The following is a 14,811-nucleotide window of genomic DNA, read 5'->3' on the forward strand; positions in this document are numbered from 1 at the left end:
CCGGCACCCTGCATCCGCCCCGCCTTGACGCTCCGGGCGGGCTCCTCTACAAAGACACATGACGTTCAGCTTTCAGCTTCCCACCGCACTGGAGTATTTCGAATCGCTGGTGCGCAGCGACGATCACTTTCCGCTGCTCGAAGCCGCCGCCAGCCTCGCGCAGGACGAGTACCCCGAGCTCGACGTGCAGCAGGTGCTCGGCGACGTCGACCAGCTCCTGGCCCGCCTCAAGCGCCGCCTGCCGCCCGACGCCGCGCCGCTGGCCCGGCTGCGAGCCCTGAACCAGTTCTTCTTCAACGACCTGAACTTCGGCGGCAACGTCAACGACTACTACGACCCCGACAACAGCTACCTGAACGCCGTGCTGCGCACCCGCCGCGGCATTCCGATCTCGCTGGCCGTGCTGTGGATGGAGCTGGCGCAGGGCCTGGGCCTGCAGGCGCGCGGCGTCGGCTTTCCGGGGCACTTCATGCTGAAGGTGACGCTGCCCAAGGGGCAGGTGGTGATCGACCCGTTCACCGGCAAGTCGCTCTCGCGCGAGGAGCTGGGCGAGCGGCTGGAGCCCTACAAGCGCAGCAACGGGCTGGTCGGCGACTTCGACGTGCCGCTGGGCCTGTACCTGCAGCCCTCCAGCTCGCGCGAGATCATCGCTCGCATGCTGCGCAACCTGAAGGAAGTGCACCAGGCGCAGGAAGACTGGCAGCGCGTCATCGCCGTGCAGGACCGCCTGGTCGTGCTGCTGCCCAGCGCCTGGGGCGAGTACCGGGACCGCGGCATCGCCCATGCCGAGCAGGGCAACACCGCGCAGGCGGTGCGCGACCTGGAGACCTACCTGGCCAAGGCCGAAGACGCGCTGGACATCGACCTGATCGCCGAGCGCGTCGCCGCATTGCGTCGAATGGCCAGCTGATGAACGCCAAGGCCGGTGTGAGCCCGGCGCCCGACCTGGGCACCCTGCATGAATTCCATGGCGTGCAGCCGGTGCTGCCGGTGTCGGATGTGTCGCGCGCCGCGCGCTGGTTTTGCGACGTGCTGGGCTTCGAGCTCGATTTCATCGCCGGAGAACCGCCCAGCTACGCCCGCGTGAAAAAGGGCGATCGCAGCTACGGCGACCCGGTCTACCTGCGCCTGTGGCAATGCAACGCGCGCGACGCGAAGCCCTGGCGCGGCGAGATCGTGATCCATGTGGGCAAGGACATCGACGGCCTGCACGCCGCCTATGTGAAGCGGGGCGTCGCGGTCATCGAGCCGCCTGTGTCACAGCCTTGGGGCCTGCGGGAATTCGCGATCCGCGAGCCCGACGGGCATGTGCTGCGCTTTTGCGGCTACCTGGCCTGAACGCCCTCTCTCGGGCTTGGAAGCAAAAAATTACAAGTAGATCGATGCGATCGTGTCGATCCGGCCTCCGCTCGGCCGACGTGTGAACAGGAGCAGGCAGTTTCCAGTGGCTCCCAGCCTCATCAACTTCAGGAGAAAAGACATGCGATTCATGATTCTGGTCAAGGCCAACGCAGATTCCGAAGCCGGCGTGATGCCCAGCACCGAAATCCTCACCGCCATGGGCAAGTTCAACGAAGAACTGGTCAAGGCCGGCGTGCTGCTGGCCGGCGAGGGCCTGCACCCCAGCTCCAAGGGCGCGCGCGTGCGCTGCGAAGGCCCGACCAAGCGCACCGTCATCGACGGCCCCTTCGCCGAGACCAAGGAACTGCTGGCCGGTTTCTGGCTGTTCCAGGTCAAGTCGAAGGAAGAAGCCATCGAGTGGATCAAGCGCAGCCCCTTCCAGGAAGGCGAGATCGAGATCCGCCAGGTGTTCGAGGCCGCCGATTTCGGTGATTCGATGACGCCCGAGCTGCTCGCCCAGGAAGACCGCCTGCGCGCCGAGACCGAGGCGCGCGGCAATACCGGCGGCTGACGCCTCCCGGCGCATCGCGGGAGCCGCCGTGACCGCAGAAGAGGGCCGCGAAGACGCCATCCGCCGCACCGTCGAGGCGGTGTGGCGCATGGAGTCCGCGAAGATCATCGCCACCGTCGCGCGCAGGGTGCGCGACGTGGGCCTGGCCGAAGAACTGGCGCAGGACGCGCTGGTCTCGGCCCTGGAGCAGTGGCCGGGCGAAGGCGTGCCCGACAACCCGGCCGCCTGGCTCACCGCCGTGGCCAAGCGCCGCGCGCTCGACCGCCTGCGCCACCTGCAACTGGCAGAGCACAAGGCCGGCGAGATCGGCCGCGAGCTCGATGCGCAACACGAAATGGCGCGGGCCGACTTCGCCGACGCGGTCGATTCGGCGCTGGACGACGACATCGGCGACGACCTGCTGCGGCTGGTGTTCACCGCCTGCCACCCGGTGCTGTCGACCGAGGCGCGCGTGGCGCTCACGCTGCGTCTCATGGGCGGCCTCGCGACCGACGAGATCGCCCGCGCGTTCCTCGTGCCCGAGGCCACCGTGGCGCAGCGCATCGTGCGCGCCAAGCGCACGCTGGCCGAGGCGCGCGTGCCTTTCGAGGTGCCGCGCCGCCACGCGCTGGAAGGCCGGCTCGCTTCGGTGCTCGAAGTGATCTACCTGATCTTCAACGAAGGCTATTCGGCCACCGCCGGCGACGACTGGATGCGCCCCGCGCTGTGCGACGAAGCCCTGCGCCTCGGCCGCATCCTGGCCGAGCTGGTGCCCAAGGAGGCGGAGGTGCACGGCCTCGTCGCGCTGATGGAAATCCAGGCCTCGCGCACCGCCGCGCGCGTCGGCGCCTCGGGTGAGCCGGTGCTGTTGCTCGAGCAGAACCGCGCGCGCTGGGACCACATGCTGATCCGCCGCGGCCTGGCCGCGCTCGCGCGCGCCGAATCGCTCGGCGGCGCGCTCGGCCCCTATGCCCTGCAGGCCGCCATTGCCGCCTGCCACGGCCGTGCGCGCACCGCCGATGAAACCGACTGGGCGCGCATCGCCGCGCTCTACGACGCGCTGGCCGAGCTCGCGCCGTCACCCATCGTCGAACTCAACCGGGCGGTCGCGCTGTCGATGGCCTTCGGGCCGGCGGCGGGGCTGGAGGTGGTTGACGCGCTCATGGACGAACCCGCGCTCAAGGGCTACCACCTGCTGCCGACGGTGCGCGGCGACCTGCTGTTCAAGCTAGGCCGCCACGACGAGGCCCGCAAGGAGTTCGACCGCGCCGCAGCGCTCACGCGCAACACGCGCGAGCGTGCGTTGCTGCTGGCGCGCGCGCGTGCCTGCATCGCCGAGTGAACGTCCGGCACTGAGCGCCACTGCTCAGGCCGTGGCTCAGGCCTTGAAAGCCTGGCCGGCCTCCGAGGGCGAGCCCGGCAAGCCGAACTGGTGCCACGCGCGGCGCAACTGCGTGTCGGAGCCGAAGCCCGACTGTTCCGCCGCCCGCGTGACGCTCGCACCCGAGGCCAGCGCGAGCTGCGCCACCGCCAGACGCAGCCTGCGCAGGTAGGCCAGCGGTGCGACGCCCGCATGCTCCATGAACAGCCGCGTGAGATGCCGCGCCGAGGTGTGCGCCACCTCGGCCATGCGCGGCACGTTCCAGTCGGCCTGCGGCTGCTCGCTGACCGCGTCCTGCACGCGGTGCAGCGCGGCATGCAGGTGGTTGCGGTAGGCGAGAAAGGGCGACAGCTCCGGGTCTTCGGGGCCGCGGCGCAGCGCCACCACCATGGTCTGCGCGACCTGCGCCGCGAGCGCCTCGCCGCAGAGCTCGGCGATGCGGTGCAGCACCAGGTCGATGCCGGTCGTCACGCCCGCGCTGCTGTACAGCGGCGGGTCGATCACGAACACGCGGTTGCTCACCACGTCGCAGCGCGGCTCCACGGCGCGCAACTCGGCCAGGTGGTGATGGTGCGTGGTGGCGCGCCGGCCCGCGAGTGCGCCGGCATGCGCGGCGAGCAACGCACCGGCGCAGATGGTCACCAACTCGAGCCGCCCGCGCCCGAAGCGCAGGCCGCGCAGCCAGTGCAGCAGGTCCTGCGCCTCGGGGTTGTCGATGGCAATGGTGTCGCCGGGCAGCCCGACCAGCACCACCCAGCCGGGGCCGTCCCACTGAGTCGGCAACGGGGACAGCCCGGCCAGCGCCACGCCGACCGAGCCGATGGACGTGGGCCGCGGGCTCGCGAACTCGATCGCGAAGCGCTCGGGCTGGCCCATGGCGCGCAGCCGCTGGTTGGCGATGCGCAGCGCCTCGGCAGGGCCCGCCCAGTCGAGCACGAGGCTGCCGGGCAGCAGCGCGAAGACTACGCGGATGGCTGGATGACGGGGTTGCGGTTCCATGCGTAGTCCATCTGGCGCGCGGTGCGCTCGGCCAGCTCGCGCCCGGCCAGCCGCGCCACGAGGTGCAGGCTCATGTCGATGCCGGCGCTGATGCCCGCCGAGCTGACGATGCGGCCGCTGTCGACCCAGCGCACGCCCTCGCGCACGTCGAGCGCCGGGAACTGCCCGCGCAGGTCGGCAATGTCTTCCCAGTGCGTGGTAACGGCGTGGTCGGTCACCACCCCGCTTGCCGCCAGCAGGAAGGCGCCGGTGCAGACCGAGGCCACGACCTGCGCCCCGGCGGCCTGATCGGCGATCCAGCGCAGGGTGCCGGGGCTGGCCAGTGGCGCATCCACCACGCCGCCGGGAACGACGAGCACGTCGGCCTGCGGGCCGTCCGCCAGCGTGTGGCCGGCCAGCAGCTGCAAGCCGGCCCGGGCCTGCACGGGCTGGCCGGCGGCCGCCTCGGCGACCGAGGCCACGTCGAACGGCGCCGCGCTGCCGGGCTGCATGCGCTGGGCGACGCGGCTGGCGGTGGTGAACACCTCGAAGGGGCCGGCGAAGTCCAGCGCCTCGACGCCGTCGAAGGCCAGGATGAGCACGCGCAATGCCGTCATGCAGCGGCCCGCTGCAGCGCCTGCGCCACGCTGCACAGGGTGGCGAAGCGGCCCTGCAGCACGGTGGCGGTGCGGGCCTTGATCTCGGCGGCCGGCAGCGGGCGGCCGTCGGGCTGCACCATGTCGAAGGTCAGCGTGGCGTCGGTCACGTAGTCGACCTCCCAGCCCAGGTCAGAGGCGTGGCGCGCGGTGGTTTCGCAGCACTGCTCGGTGCGGATGCCGCTCACGATCAGCCGGCCGATGCCGTTCTGCGTGAGCCAGACGTCCAGTCCGGTATTGACCAGCGCGCTGTGGCGGCGCTTGGTGAAGGTGGCCGCGGCCTCGAAGGGCGCCAGGCCCTCGAGGGGCCGCACATGGCCCGACTCGACGGCGAACGGATTGCCGGCGTCGGCCGGCCCGTCGGTGTGGAAGATCCGCACGATCGGCACGCCGGCAGCGGCGCAGCCGGCGATCAGCGCGTTCTGTTCGGCGAGGTAGGGGGCCGCGAGGCGCGGGTCCCAGTAGGAGCGCTGGCGGAAAGACTCCTGCACGTCGATCACAATCAGACAGGTTTTCATGGCGGGTCTCGCTGGGGCGGAGTGGATGATGCCGCCTATTCTTCTGCGTTACCAGCCCATGGTCCGTTCGGGGACGGACCGGAACCGATCAGATCCGGACATTGCAGCCCGGGAGTCGATCAGACCAGCGCCGCCGCCTGGAGTTCTTTCTTCAGGTACGCGTAATACAGCGGCGCCGCCACCAGCCCGGCCGGCCCGAACACCGCCTCGGCCACGAACATCACGGCCAGCAGCTCCCACACGCTCATCTGCGTGCGCGCGCCCACCACCTTGGCGTTGATGACGTACTCGGCCTTGTGGATCACGATCAGGAAGATCAGGCAGGCCAGCGCCGTGACCGGCGACACCGACAGGCCCACCAGCGTGATCACCGAGTTGCACACCAGGTTGCCGACGATGGGCACCAGCCCGGCCAGGAAGGTCAGGGTGATCAGCGCCGGCGTGTACGGCAGGTGCGCGCCCCACATCGGCATGACGAACAGCAGGAAGATGGCGGTCAGCAGCGTGTTGAAGGCCGCGATCCAGAACTGGGCCGCCACGATCTGCCCGAAAGCCTCGCCGAAGGTCTGCACGCGCTGGTGCAGCTGCTCGGCCAGCGGACGGCGGCGCAGCGGCGCGTGCGCCACCGCGGCCAGTGCGCCGACGATCAGCCCCACGTAGGAAAAGAGCAGCCCGTGCAGCCAGGCCCGGCCCGCCATGGCCAGCGAGCCGGCCTGCGCGCGCAGGTAGTTGGCGATCACGCGCTGGATTTCGGCCGCGCCTTCCGGCAGGTAGGCCGCGATTTCGACCGGCAGCTTGGAGCGCAGCTCGAGCACGGTGCGCGCCGTGTAGTCGAGCAGCTCGCGGTACTGGTCGGGCGCGTCGACGATGTATTCACGCGCCTGCGACAGCAGCAGCGTGACCAGGGCGATAGGGCCCAGCAGGACCAGGATGACGGCCAGCACGTTGGCCCAGCCCTGGGTGCGGTCGGCGCGCCTGGCGAGTGCCGGCATGCGCAGCAGGCCGCCGGTCAGCACGCGCGCGAACCAGCGCGTCGCCAGGAAGCCGATGCACACGCACAGCAGCCCCGGCAGCAGGTGCTCCCACATCACCAGCAGCAGGGCCGCCAGCATCAGCAGGTAGCTGGCGACCATCACGCCGCGCGAGGCGGTGGGGCGGTAGGCGGGGGCCGCGGGGGGCGGGATCGCGGCGGAGGTGGTGGGTTGCGGCTTCTTGGCCATCCGGGGTGTCGGTGCTCTGCTCAGGACTTGTGGACGGAGCAGCCGGCGTTCAGCCGACGACCACCGCGGCGCCTTCGCCGCGCGCGGCGATCACGCCGATTTCATGCACCGATTCGCCGGCCGCGCGCAGCGTGGCGGCGCAGGCGGCGGCTTCGGCCGCGTCGAGCACCACCACCATGCCGATGCCGTTGTTGAAGGTGCGGTTCATCTCGATGTCGTCGATGCCGGCCACCTTCTGCAGCCAGGCGAACAGTTCGGTCTGCGGCCAGCTGCCCTTTGTCAGGTGGGCGGCCGTGCCTTCGGGCAGCACGCGGGGAATGTTCTCGAGCAGGCCGCCGCCGGTGATGTGGGCCAGCGCCTTGATCGGGTGCTTGGCCAGCGCATCGAGCACGGGCTTCACATACAGGCGGGTGGGCGCCATCACGGCTTCGCGGAAGGGCTTGCCGTCCAGCGTGGCGGGCAGGTCGGCGCCGGCACGTTCGATCACCTTGCGCACCAGGCTGAACCCGTTGGAGTGCACGCCGGCCGAGGCCAGGCCCAGCACCACGTCGCCGGGCTTGACGTTCTGGCCCGTGAGGATTTTCGATTTTTCGACCGCGCCGACCGCGAAACCCGCCAGGTCGTACTCGCCGGCGGGGTACATGCCGGGCATTTCAGCGGTTTCGCCGCCGATCAGGGCGCAGCCCGAGAGCTCGCAACCGCGGGCGATGCCGCCGATCACGGCGGCTGCCGTGTCGATGTCCAGCTTGCCGCAGGCGAAATAGTCCAGGAAGAACAGGGGCTCGGCGCCCTGCACCAGCACGTCGTTCACGCTCATGGCCACCAGGTCGATGCCGACGGTGTCGTGCATGTTCCATTCGAAAGCCAGCTTGAGCTTGGTGCCCACGCCGTCGGTGCCGCTCACCAGCACCGGTTCCTTGTAGCGCTTGGGCACCTCGAACAGGGCGCCGAAGCCGCCGATGCCGGCGAGCACCCCTTCGCGCAGGGTCTTCTTCGCCAGCGGCTTGATGCGGTCGATCAGGGCGTCGCCTGCGTCGATATCGACACCGGCATCCTTGTAGCTGAGCGGGGTGGGCGTAGGGGAGGTCATAGATGGTCGAGGTCGGGAAGAGCGCGAAAGGCCGCGAAAGGACGCGAAAGTATGCGAAGAGGAGGAACTGAAGAGGGTGCCGGCAACCATGTTGGCCGGGCCGATAGAATTCCTCACGATTTTAAGGGCCCTCGTGGCCCCCTCCATGAACCTTCCCGGGATGAAACAGCTCGCGCTCGATATCGGCATTGCGACGGGCCCCAGCTTCGACGCCTTTTTTGCCGGCCCCAACGAGGCGGCGCTGCGCCACCTGCAAGTGTGGGTGGGCGGCGCCGGCAGCCCTGCGCTGCACTCGCCGGTGCCGACCTACCTGTGGGGCGAAGGCGGCAGTGGCAAGACCCATCTGCTCGAATCGGTGCGTGTCGCACTGAGGGAGCAGGGCGCCAGCGTGGGCTGGCTGCACGCCGGCCTGCTGGAGCCGCCCGAGTTCGACGAGCGCTGGGGCGCCGTGCTGCTCGACGACGTGCACCTCTACACCGCCGTGCAACAGCACGCGGCCTTCAACTGGTTCGTCAACGCCCAGACTCTGCAGCGCGGCGTGGTGGCCGCCGGCGCCTTGCCGCCGGCCGATCTGGCGCTGCGCGAGGACCTGCGCACCCGCCTGGGGTGGGGCCATGTGTTCCACCTGCAGGTGCTCAGCGAAAGCGAACGCCGCGCGGTGCTGCGCCAGGCGGCCGATGCGCGCGGCGTGATGCTGTCCGACGACGTGCTCGACTACATGCTGCACCGCTTCAGCCGCGACCTGGGCAGCCTGATGGAGCTGCTCACGCAGCTCGACGGCTATGCCCTGCAGACCCAACGCGCGATCACCATTCCGCTGATCCGCTCCATGCTTGAGAACGAATAAGAGCTTCCAACCAAACAATGATCAAGAAATTCATCGACAAGCTGCTCGGCAAATCCGCTGGCGGCACACAGGGCAAGAGCCGCTTCGGCAAGCGCCAGGAGGTGCCGGCGGAGGTTCACGGGATCGATCCGGCCCTGGTCGACGAACGCGCGAAAAACGTGGTCACCACGCTGCAGCAGGCGGGGTACGAGGCCTATGTGGTGGGCGGCGCGGTGCGCGACCTGCTGCTGGGGCTGCGCCCCAAGGACTTCGACGTGGCCACCAACGCCACGCCCGAGCAGGTCAAGTCGCTGTTTCGCCGTGCCTTCATCATCGGGCGGCGCTTTCGCATCGTGCACGTGGTGTACGGCCGCGGGCGCGAGCATGAGGTGATCGAGGTCTCGACCTTCCGTGCCTACATGGACAACACCGCGGCCGAGCAGGTGGCGGGCAACGAGCGCACCAGCAAAGGCGAACTCGCGAGCATGAAGCACGCCGTGGACGCCAGCGGCCGCGTGCTGCGCGACAACGTCTGGGGCCCTCAGGAAGAAGACGCGGCGCGCCGCGACTTCACAGTGAACGCCATGTACTACGACCCGGCCAACCAGGTGGTGGTCGACTATCACAACGGCATCAAGGACGCGCAGAAGCTCACGCTGCGCATGATCGGCGACCCGGCCACGCGCTACCGCGAAGACCCGGTGCGCATCATTCGCGCCATCCGCTTCTCGGCCAAGCTCGCCGCGCTGGGCTTCAAGATGGAAGCCAAGACGGCGGCGCCGCTGATCGATTCGAGCAAGCTGCTGGCCGACGTGCCGCAGAGTCGCCTGTTCGACGAAATGCTCAAGCTGTTGCAGACCGGCCATGCCATCGCGACCATCGAGCAGCTCAACAAGCTCGGCCTGGCGCGCGGCATCTACCCGCTGCTCGACGTGGTGGTGGAGCGCGCCGACCAGCCCTTCGTGAAGGCCGCCCTGCAGGACACCGACCGCCGTGTGGGCGAGGGCAAGCCCGTGGCGCCCAGCTTCCTGCTGGCCTGCGTGCTGTGGGCCGACGTGCGCGACGGCTGGGCCCAGCGCCAGGAAGGCCGCCACGGCCAGCGCCCGCAGCCGCCGTTCCCGGCGCTGCAGGACGCCATCGACGACGTGTTCAATTCGCGCATCGGCGACGTGTCGGGCCGCGGCAAGCTGGCCGCCGACATGCGCGAGATCTGGATGATGCAGCCGCGCTTCGACAAGCGCACCGGCTCCACGCCCCACAGCCTGGTCGAGCAGGCGCGCTTTCGTGCGGCCTTCGACTTCATGCGCCTGCGCGCCGACGTGGGCGAGGTGAGCGAGGCCATTGCCGAGTGGTGGCAGGAGTTCAGCACCGCCGACGACGTGCGCCGCCAGGACCTGCTGGAGCAGGTGCGCGAAGACCAGAAGGTGCGCCAGCGCGTGCGGGTGCGCGAGAACCCGCCGCCCAAGCCGCGCAGCGAGCCTGTGGTGCGCCAGGCCCAGGGCGCCGAGACGGACTCGGACGAAGAGGTCGAAGTCGAAGCCGGTGCCGTGCCCCCCGACGGCGAAGCAGCCGCGCCGCGCAAGCGCCGGCGCCGTCGCAAGCCGCGTCCTGCGGGCGGTGGCGACGGCGGTGGTGAGGGCGGCGGCCACGCCGCAGGCGAATGAGCGCGCCTGACCGGCCGGACGGCGGCAGGAAGAGCCCCGCGGCCAAGGCCATTGCCAAGGTAAGCAAGGTGAGCAAGGTCCCCAAGGCCGCACCACCGCGCAGCACCGGGGGCAAGCCCCCGACGGCCGGCGCCCGAAGCGGCCCGCCCGCGCGCCGTTCGCCCGCCCGCGCGCCCACGAGCCGCCCGCGCGGTCCGCGCGAGGACTACCCGACCGTGCAGGCCTTCGTCGCCATCGGCGCCAACCTGGGCGATGCCGAGGCGGCGGTGAAGGCGGCCATGGCCGCCATCGGCGCGTTGCAGCGCACCCAGGTGACGGCCCGTTCGTCGCTCTACCGCAGCGAACCGGTGGATGCCGAAGGCCCCGATTTCGTCAACGCCGTGGTGGCCGTGCGCACCGGCCTGGATGCCGAGCAGTTCCTCGTGGCGTTGCAGCGCCTGGAAACGCAGGCCGGCCGCGAACGGCCTTTTCCCAATGCACCGCGCACGCTCGACCTCGATTTGCTGATGCACGGCAACTCGGTGATGGACACGCCCACGCTGACCCTGCCGCATCCCCGCATGCGCGAGCGCGCCTTCGTGCTGAAGCCGCTGGCTGAAATCGCACCCGACAAGGTGCCGCGCGCGGCGCTGGCACGCGTCACGGGCCAGGTGGTCAAGCGCATCGTCTGACGCGGCCGCGCTGCTGATCGTGGCGCTGCGACTGGGCGGCATCCACGGCGGCTGGCACTTGCCGGTGCTGCGCTTGCCCGGCTGAACGACCGGCTGAATTCGAGGGCAGCGGGGCGTGCGCGCAGCGCTTCAAAAGCCGGTCCGTGCGGGCCGGGCCGTCATGCCCGTTAAACTTCGCCGGTTTTTCATGAAGGCGTCATACCGTTGTGGTTGTGGCGCACCCCAGGAGTTTCCATGTTCGGCAAGCTGCTGCCCCGCGAGGGCAATTTCTTCGAGATGTTCAACCAGCACGCCGATCGCATCGTCGAGGCGGCGAGGGCTTTCGAGCAACTCGTCGCCAACTACAACGACGTGCACCTGCGCGAGCAGTACAACCGCGATGTCGACAACGCCGAGCGCGCCGCCGACCGCGTGACGCACGACGTCAACCGGCTGATCCACAAGACCTTCATCACGCCCATCGACCGCGAGCAGATCCACAAGCTCATCAACACGATGGACGACGTGGCCGACCTGATCCAGGACTCGGCCGAGACCATGGCGCTGTACGACGTGCGCCACATGACCGACGAGATCGTGCGCCTCACGGCCCTGAGCGTGAAGTGCTGCGACCGACTGAAGGACGCCGTCAAGTTCCTCGGCAAGATCGCCGATCCGGCGGTGGCCGAGGCGGTGCTCAAGACCTGCGAGGAAATCGACCGCCTCGAATCGGACGCCGATCGCGTGATGCGCAGCGCCATGAGCAAGCTGTTCCGCGAGGAGCCCGATGTGCGCGAGGTGATCAAGCTCAAGGCGATCTACGAGCTGCTCGAGACGATCACCGACAAGTGCGAGGACGTGGCCAACGTGATCGAGGGCATCGTCCTCGAGAACTCCTGAGCGGGTAGCAACCGATGGCAACGGTTCAGGTCGCCCTCTGGGTGGTGATGGTGCTGGTCGCGCTGGCGATCCTGTTCGACTTCATGAACGGATTCCACGACGCCGCGAACTCGATCGCGACGGTGGTCTCCACCGGCGTGCTCAAGCCGGGGCAGGCCGTGGTGTTCGCGGCGTTCTTCAACCTGATCGCGATCTTCATCTTCCACCTGAGCGTGGCGGCCACGGTGGGCAAGGGCATCGCCCAACCCGGCGTGGTCGACGTGCACGTGGTGTTCGGCGCGCTCGTCGGCGCCATCAGCTGGAACCTGGTCACCTGGTACTACGGCATTCCGAGCAGCTCGTCGCACGCGCTCATCGGCGGCATCGTGGGCGCGGTGATCGCCAAGACCGGCACCGGCGGGCTGGTGGCCTCGGGCATCTGGAAGACGGTGGCCTTCATCTTCGTGTCGCCGCTGCTGGGTTTCCTGCTGGGCTCGATGATGATGATCGCGGTGGCCTGGGGCTTCAGGCGCGCCACGCCGTCGCGGGTGGACCGCTGGTTCCGGCGGCTGCAGCTGGTTTCGGCCGGCGCCTACAGCCTGGGCCATGGCGGCAACGACGCGCAGAAGACCATCGGCATCATCTGGATGCTGCTGATCGCCACCGGCTACGCCTCGGCCAGCGACGCCGCGCCGCCGCTGTGGACCATCGTGAGCTGCTACACCGCGATTGCGCTGGGCACCATGTTCGGCGGCTGGCGCATCGTGAAGACGATGGGCCAGAAGATCACCAAGCTCAAGCCCGTGGGCGGGTTCTGCGCCGAGACGGGCGGGGCGCTGACCCTGTTCCTGGCCACCGCGCTGGGCATTCCGGTGTCGACCACGCACACCATCACGGGCGCCATCGTCGGCGTCGGCTCCACGCAGCGCGCGAGCGCGGTGCGCTGGGGCGTGGCGGGAAACATCGTGTGGGCGTGGATCTTCACGATCCCGGCGTCGGCCTTCGTGGCGGCGATCGCCTACTGGATCAGCATCCAGCTGTTCTGATCGCTATTGCGAAATCTTCCGGCCTTCTTCGATCTGGTGTTCGAAGTAGCGCTGGAAGCTGAACACGATGCTGGCCATCAGGATCGTGCTGCCGAAGAACAGCGACATCACCACCGCGCCGATGGTGAACCAGTTGGTCTGGCCCGGCTTGGCATCCGACGGCGCGCTCGCGTTGAAGCGCGCATTCCACTTCTCGGGTGTCATCAGGCCGTAGACGATGGCCACCAGCGCGCAGCCCGCGATGGTGAAGCCCAGCAGCGGAATCAGCGCCCAGCTCAGGCCGTCGTCCACGCCGTACAGGCGCACACGTTCGATGCCGTAGACGCCCAGCGCCGTGGGAATGGGCAGCAGCCAACCGAGCCAGTCGCCGATGCCCCGCAGGTAGAAGCGGTGCAGGCCCAGCGGGCCGCCCAGGAAGGTGAGCCAGGCGGCGGTGGTCTTGTTTTTCATTCGGGTGTCATTCAGAGGTCATTCGGGCTTGGTGGTGCTGCCTTCGCCGAGCACCTTCTCCATCAGGACCACGTCGCGCCATTCGCCGAACTTCCAGCCGCAGTCCTTCAGCACGCCGACGTGGGTGAAGCCCTGGCTGCGGTGCACGCCGACGGAGCCGGCGTTGGCCGAGTCGCCGATCACCGCGATCAGCTTGCGCACGCCTGCTGCTTCGGCTGCTTGCGACAGCGCCGCCAGCAGCTTCGCGCCCAGACCCTTGCCGCGCGCTGACTCCGACATGTAGATCGAGTCCTCGGCCGAAAAACGGTAGGCCGGGCGCGGCTTGAACCAGTTGCAGTAGGCAAAACCCAACACTTCGCCGTTTTCTTCGGCGACCAGATACGGCAGTTTCTTGCCAAGCACGTCGGCGCGCCGGGCCGCCATGTCGGAGGGGGAGGGAGGCTCTGTTTCGAAGGTGCCGGTGCCGTTCAGCACGTGGTGGGCATAGATGGCCGTGACGGCTGCAACGTCTTCGTCGCGGCTGGGGCGGATGGTGAGGGGCATGCGGATGGAACAGGTGGCGCGAGGCCGGAATTCGGAGAAAACGCGTGTCGGGCTATAATCGCAGGCTTTTCAGCGTGTCGCTGGCCGGGTGGCCATGTCGCGTGTCTCGACGCTGGAAGAACATTGTGAGCGGGCCTCTTCTTCATCCATAAGGCCTGCTGACCACCCAAGGATAAATCATGGTCGTCATTCGACTCTCCCGCGGCGGCTCCAAAGGCCGTCCGTTCTTCAACATCGTCGTGTCGGACAAGCGCGTTCGCCGCGATGGCCGTTTCATCGAGCGTCTGGGCTTCTACAACCCGACCGCCAAGGAAAACGAAGAAAGCATCCGTATCGCCCAGGACCGCCTGGCCTACTGGAAGAGCGTCGGCGCACAAGCTTCGCCCACCGTTCTGCGCATCATCAAGCAAGCTGCTTCGGCAGCACCCAAGGCGGCGGCCTAAGCCGTCCCGCACGGCGATGCTGCCCGCACTCGAAACCGCCGAATTGCCGGCGGACGCGATTGAAGTAGGGCGCATCGCCGATGCATGGGGCATCAAGGGCTGGTTCAAGGTCCTGCCCCACAGCGCCCAGCCCGAGGCGCTTTTTTCTTCCAAGCGCTGGTTCCTGCAGGCCCCCGGGGCTGCGGCGAGCGCCGCTTTCCGGCTCGCGATCCGCGAAGCCAAAGAACATTCCAGCTGCATCGTCGCCACGTCCGACGATGTGCCCGATCGCAACGCGGCCGAAGCGCTGCGCGGCGCACGCGTGTTCGTATCGCGTTCTAGCTTTCCAACGGCCGGCGACGACGAGTACTACTGGGTCGACCTGATCGGCCTGTCGGTGGTCAACCGTGAAGGCGTCGTGCTCGGCGAGGTGCGCGAGCTGCTCGCCACCGGTCCGCAGACCACGCTGGTTCTCGCCGCCGAAGAAGGCGGCAAGGCCGTCGAGCGCATGGTGCCTTTCGTCTCCGTCTTCGTCGACAAGGTCGACCTGCCCGGCCGCCTGATCACGGTCGACTGGCAACCCGACTACTGACCGGC

18 protein-coding genes are annotated in these 14,811 nt (G+C 68.8%); 11 read left to right on the forward strand and 7 right to left on the reverse strand.

Features of this window, described 5'->3' with window-relative positions:
- Nucleotides 1-58 precede the first annotated feature (58 nt).
- The 4 genes from ACSFBM_RS03270 (at nucleotide 59) to ACSFBM_RS03285 (ending at nucleotide 3,233) form a co-directional block, all read left to right on the forward strand.
- Nucleotides 59-910 carry a SirB1 family protein gene (locus ACSFBM_RS03270; protein ID WP_435483114.1) on the forward strand — a complete coding sequence of 284 codons (852 nt, stop codon included), beginning with the start codon at nucleotides 59-61 and terminating at the stop codon, nucleotides 908-910.
- The gene (locus ACSFBM_RS03275; protein WP_435483115.1) at nucleotides 910-1,338 is read left to right on the forward strand and encodes a bleomycin resistance protein; all 429 of its coding nucleotides are present in this window, start codon (nucleotides 910-912) and stop codon (nucleotides 1,336-1,338) included. The genes ACSFBM_RS03270 and ACSFBM_RS03275 overlap by 1 nt, the downstream gene beginning before the upstream one ends.
- 142 nt (nucleotides 1,339-1,480) lie before the next feature.
- A complete protein-coding gene (locus ACSFBM_RS03280; RefSeq protein ID WP_435483116.1) occupies nucleotides 1,481-1,912 on the forward strand; it encodes a YciI family protein in 432 nt (143 codons plus the stop codon).
- A 28-nt stretch (nucleotides 1,913-1,940) separates the two neighbouring features.
- The gene (locus ACSFBM_RS03285; RefSeq protein ID WP_435483117.1) at nucleotides 1,941-3,233 is read left to right on the forward strand and encodes an RNA polymerase sigma factor; all 1,293 of its coding nucleotides are present in this window, start codon (nucleotides 1,941-1,943) and stop codon (nucleotides 3,231-3,233) included.
- 36 nt (nucleotides 3,234-3,269) lie between these two features.
- Here ACSFBM_RS03285 and ACSFBM_RS03290 read toward each other — a convergent pair whose 3' ends face one another.
- The 5 genes from ACSFBM_RS03290 to purM all read right to left on the reverse strand — a co-directional run bounded on the left by ACSFBM_RS03290 (nucleotide 3,270) and on the right by purM (nucleotide 7,734).
- On the reverse strand, nucleotides 3,270-4,271 hold the full coding sequence (locus tag ACSFBM_RS03290) for a GlxA family transcriptional regulator (RefSeq protein WP_435483118.1): 1,002 nt from the start codon (nucleotides 4,269-4,271) through the stop codon (nucleotides 3,270-3,272).
- Nucleotides 4,235-4,867 carry a DJ-1/PfpI family protein gene (locus ACSFBM_RS03295; protein ID WP_435483119.1) on the reverse strand — a complete coding sequence of 211 codons (633 nt, stop codon included), beginning with the start codon at nucleotides 4,865-4,867 and terminating at the stop codon, nucleotides 4,235-4,237. Before ACSFBM_RS03295 ends, ACSFBM_RS03290 begins: the two co-directional genes overlap by 37 nt.
- Entirely contained in the window at nucleotides 4,864-5,424 is a 561-nt protein-coding gene (locus tag ACSFBM_RS03300; protein WP_435483120.1) for an isochorismatase family protein, read from the reverse strand. Before ACSFBM_RS03300 ends, ACSFBM_RS03295 begins: the two co-directional genes overlap by 4 nt.
- Before the next feature lie 119 nt (nucleotides 5,425-5,543).
- Nucleotides 5,544-6,644, reverse strand: coding sequence for an AI-2E family transporter (locus ACSFBM_RS03305; protein ID WP_435483121.1), 1,101 nt, complete (start codon nucleotides 6,642-6,644; stop codon nucleotides 5,544-5,546).
- 49 nt (nucleotides 6,645-6,693) lie between these two features.
- The gene (purM, locus tag ACSFBM_RS03310; protein ID WP_435483122.1) at nucleotides 6,694-7,734 is read right to left on the reverse strand and encodes a phosphoribosylformylglycinamidine cyclo-ligase; all 1,041 of its coding nucleotides are present in this window, start codon (nucleotides 7,732-7,734) and stop codon (nucleotides 6,694-6,696) included.
- 160 nt (nucleotides 7,735-7,894) lie between these two features.
- On the opposite strand from purM, the gene hda reads away from it, so the two are divergent.
- The 5 genes from hda (at nucleotide 7,895) to ACSFBM_RS03335 (ending at nucleotide 12,799) form a co-directional block, all read left to right on the forward strand.
- Nucleotides 7,895-8,581, forward strand: coding sequence for a DnaA regulatory inactivator Hda (gene hda, locus ACSFBM_RS03315; protein ID WP_435435332.1), 687 nt, complete (start codon nucleotides 7,895-7,897; stop codon nucleotides 8,579-8,581).
- Between the two features lie 17 nt (nucleotides 8,582-8,598).
- Nucleotides 8,599-10,224 carry a polynucleotide adenylyltransferase PcnB gene (pcnB, locus tag ACSFBM_RS03320; RefSeq protein WP_435483123.1) on the forward strand — a complete coding sequence of 542 codons (1,626 nt, stop codon included), beginning with the start codon at nucleotides 8,599-8,601 and terminating at the stop codon, nucleotides 10,222-10,224.
- On the forward strand, nucleotides 10,221-10,895 hold the full coding sequence (gene folK, locus ACSFBM_RS03325; RefSeq protein WP_435483124.1) for a 2-amino-4-hydroxy-6-hydroxymethyldihydropteridine diphosphokinase: 675 nt from the start codon (nucleotides 10,221-10,223) through the stop codon (nucleotides 10,893-10,895). Before pcnB ends, folK begins: the two co-directional genes overlap by 4 nt.
- 234 nt (nucleotides 10,896-11,129) lie before the next feature.
- A complete protein-coding gene (locus tag ACSFBM_RS03330) occupies nucleotides 11,130-11,774 on the forward strand; it encodes a DUF47 domain-containing protein (protein ID WP_435435335.1) in 645 nt (214 codons plus the stop codon).
- Between the two features lie 14 nt (nucleotides 11,775-11,788).
- Nucleotides 11,789-12,799: an inorganic phosphate transporter gene (locus ACSFBM_RS03335; protein ID WP_435435336.1), complete on the forward strand. Its 1,011-nt coding sequence runs from the start codon at nucleotides 11,789-11,791 to the stop codon at nucleotides 12,797-12,799.
- Between the two features lie 3 nt (nucleotides 12,800-12,802).
- Here ACSFBM_RS03335 and ACSFBM_RS03340 read toward each other — a convergent pair whose 3' ends face one another.
- A complete protein-coding gene (locus ACSFBM_RS03340) occupies nucleotides 12,803-13,249 on the reverse strand; it encodes a TM2 domain-containing protein (protein WP_435483125.1) in 447 nt (148 codons plus the stop codon).
- Between the two features lie 18 nt (nucleotides 13,250-13,267).
- Nucleotides 13,268-13,792, reverse strand: coding sequence for a GNAT family N-acetyltransferase (locus ACSFBM_RS03345; protein WP_435483126.1), 525 nt, complete (start codon nucleotides 13,790-13,792; stop codon nucleotides 13,268-13,270).
- Nucleotides 13,793-13,971: 179 nt separating this feature from the next.
- On the opposite strand from ACSFBM_RS03345, the gene rpsP reads away from it, so the two are divergent.
- Both rpsP and rimM read left to right on the forward strand, forming a co-directional pair.
- Complete coding sequence (rpsP, locus tag ACSFBM_RS03350) at nucleotides 13,972-14,235, forward strand: 30S ribosomal protein S16 (protein ID WP_093124286.1); 264 nt, start codon at nucleotides 13,972-13,974, stop codon at nucleotides 14,233-14,235.
- A gap of 16 nt (nucleotides 14,236-14,251) precedes the next feature.
- Nucleotides 14,252-14,806, forward strand: coding sequence for a ribosome maturation factor RimM (rimM, locus tag ACSFBM_RS03355; protein ID WP_435483127.1), 555 nt, complete (start codon nucleotides 14,252-14,254; stop codon nucleotides 14,804-14,806).
- Nucleotides 14,807-14,811 lie beyond the last annotated feature (5 nt).

It is taken from the genome of Variovorax pasteuri (genome assembly GCF_051216435.1).
Classification (GTDB): Bacteria; Pseudomonadota; Gammaproteobacteria; order Burkholderiales; family Burkholderiaceae_C; genus Variovorax.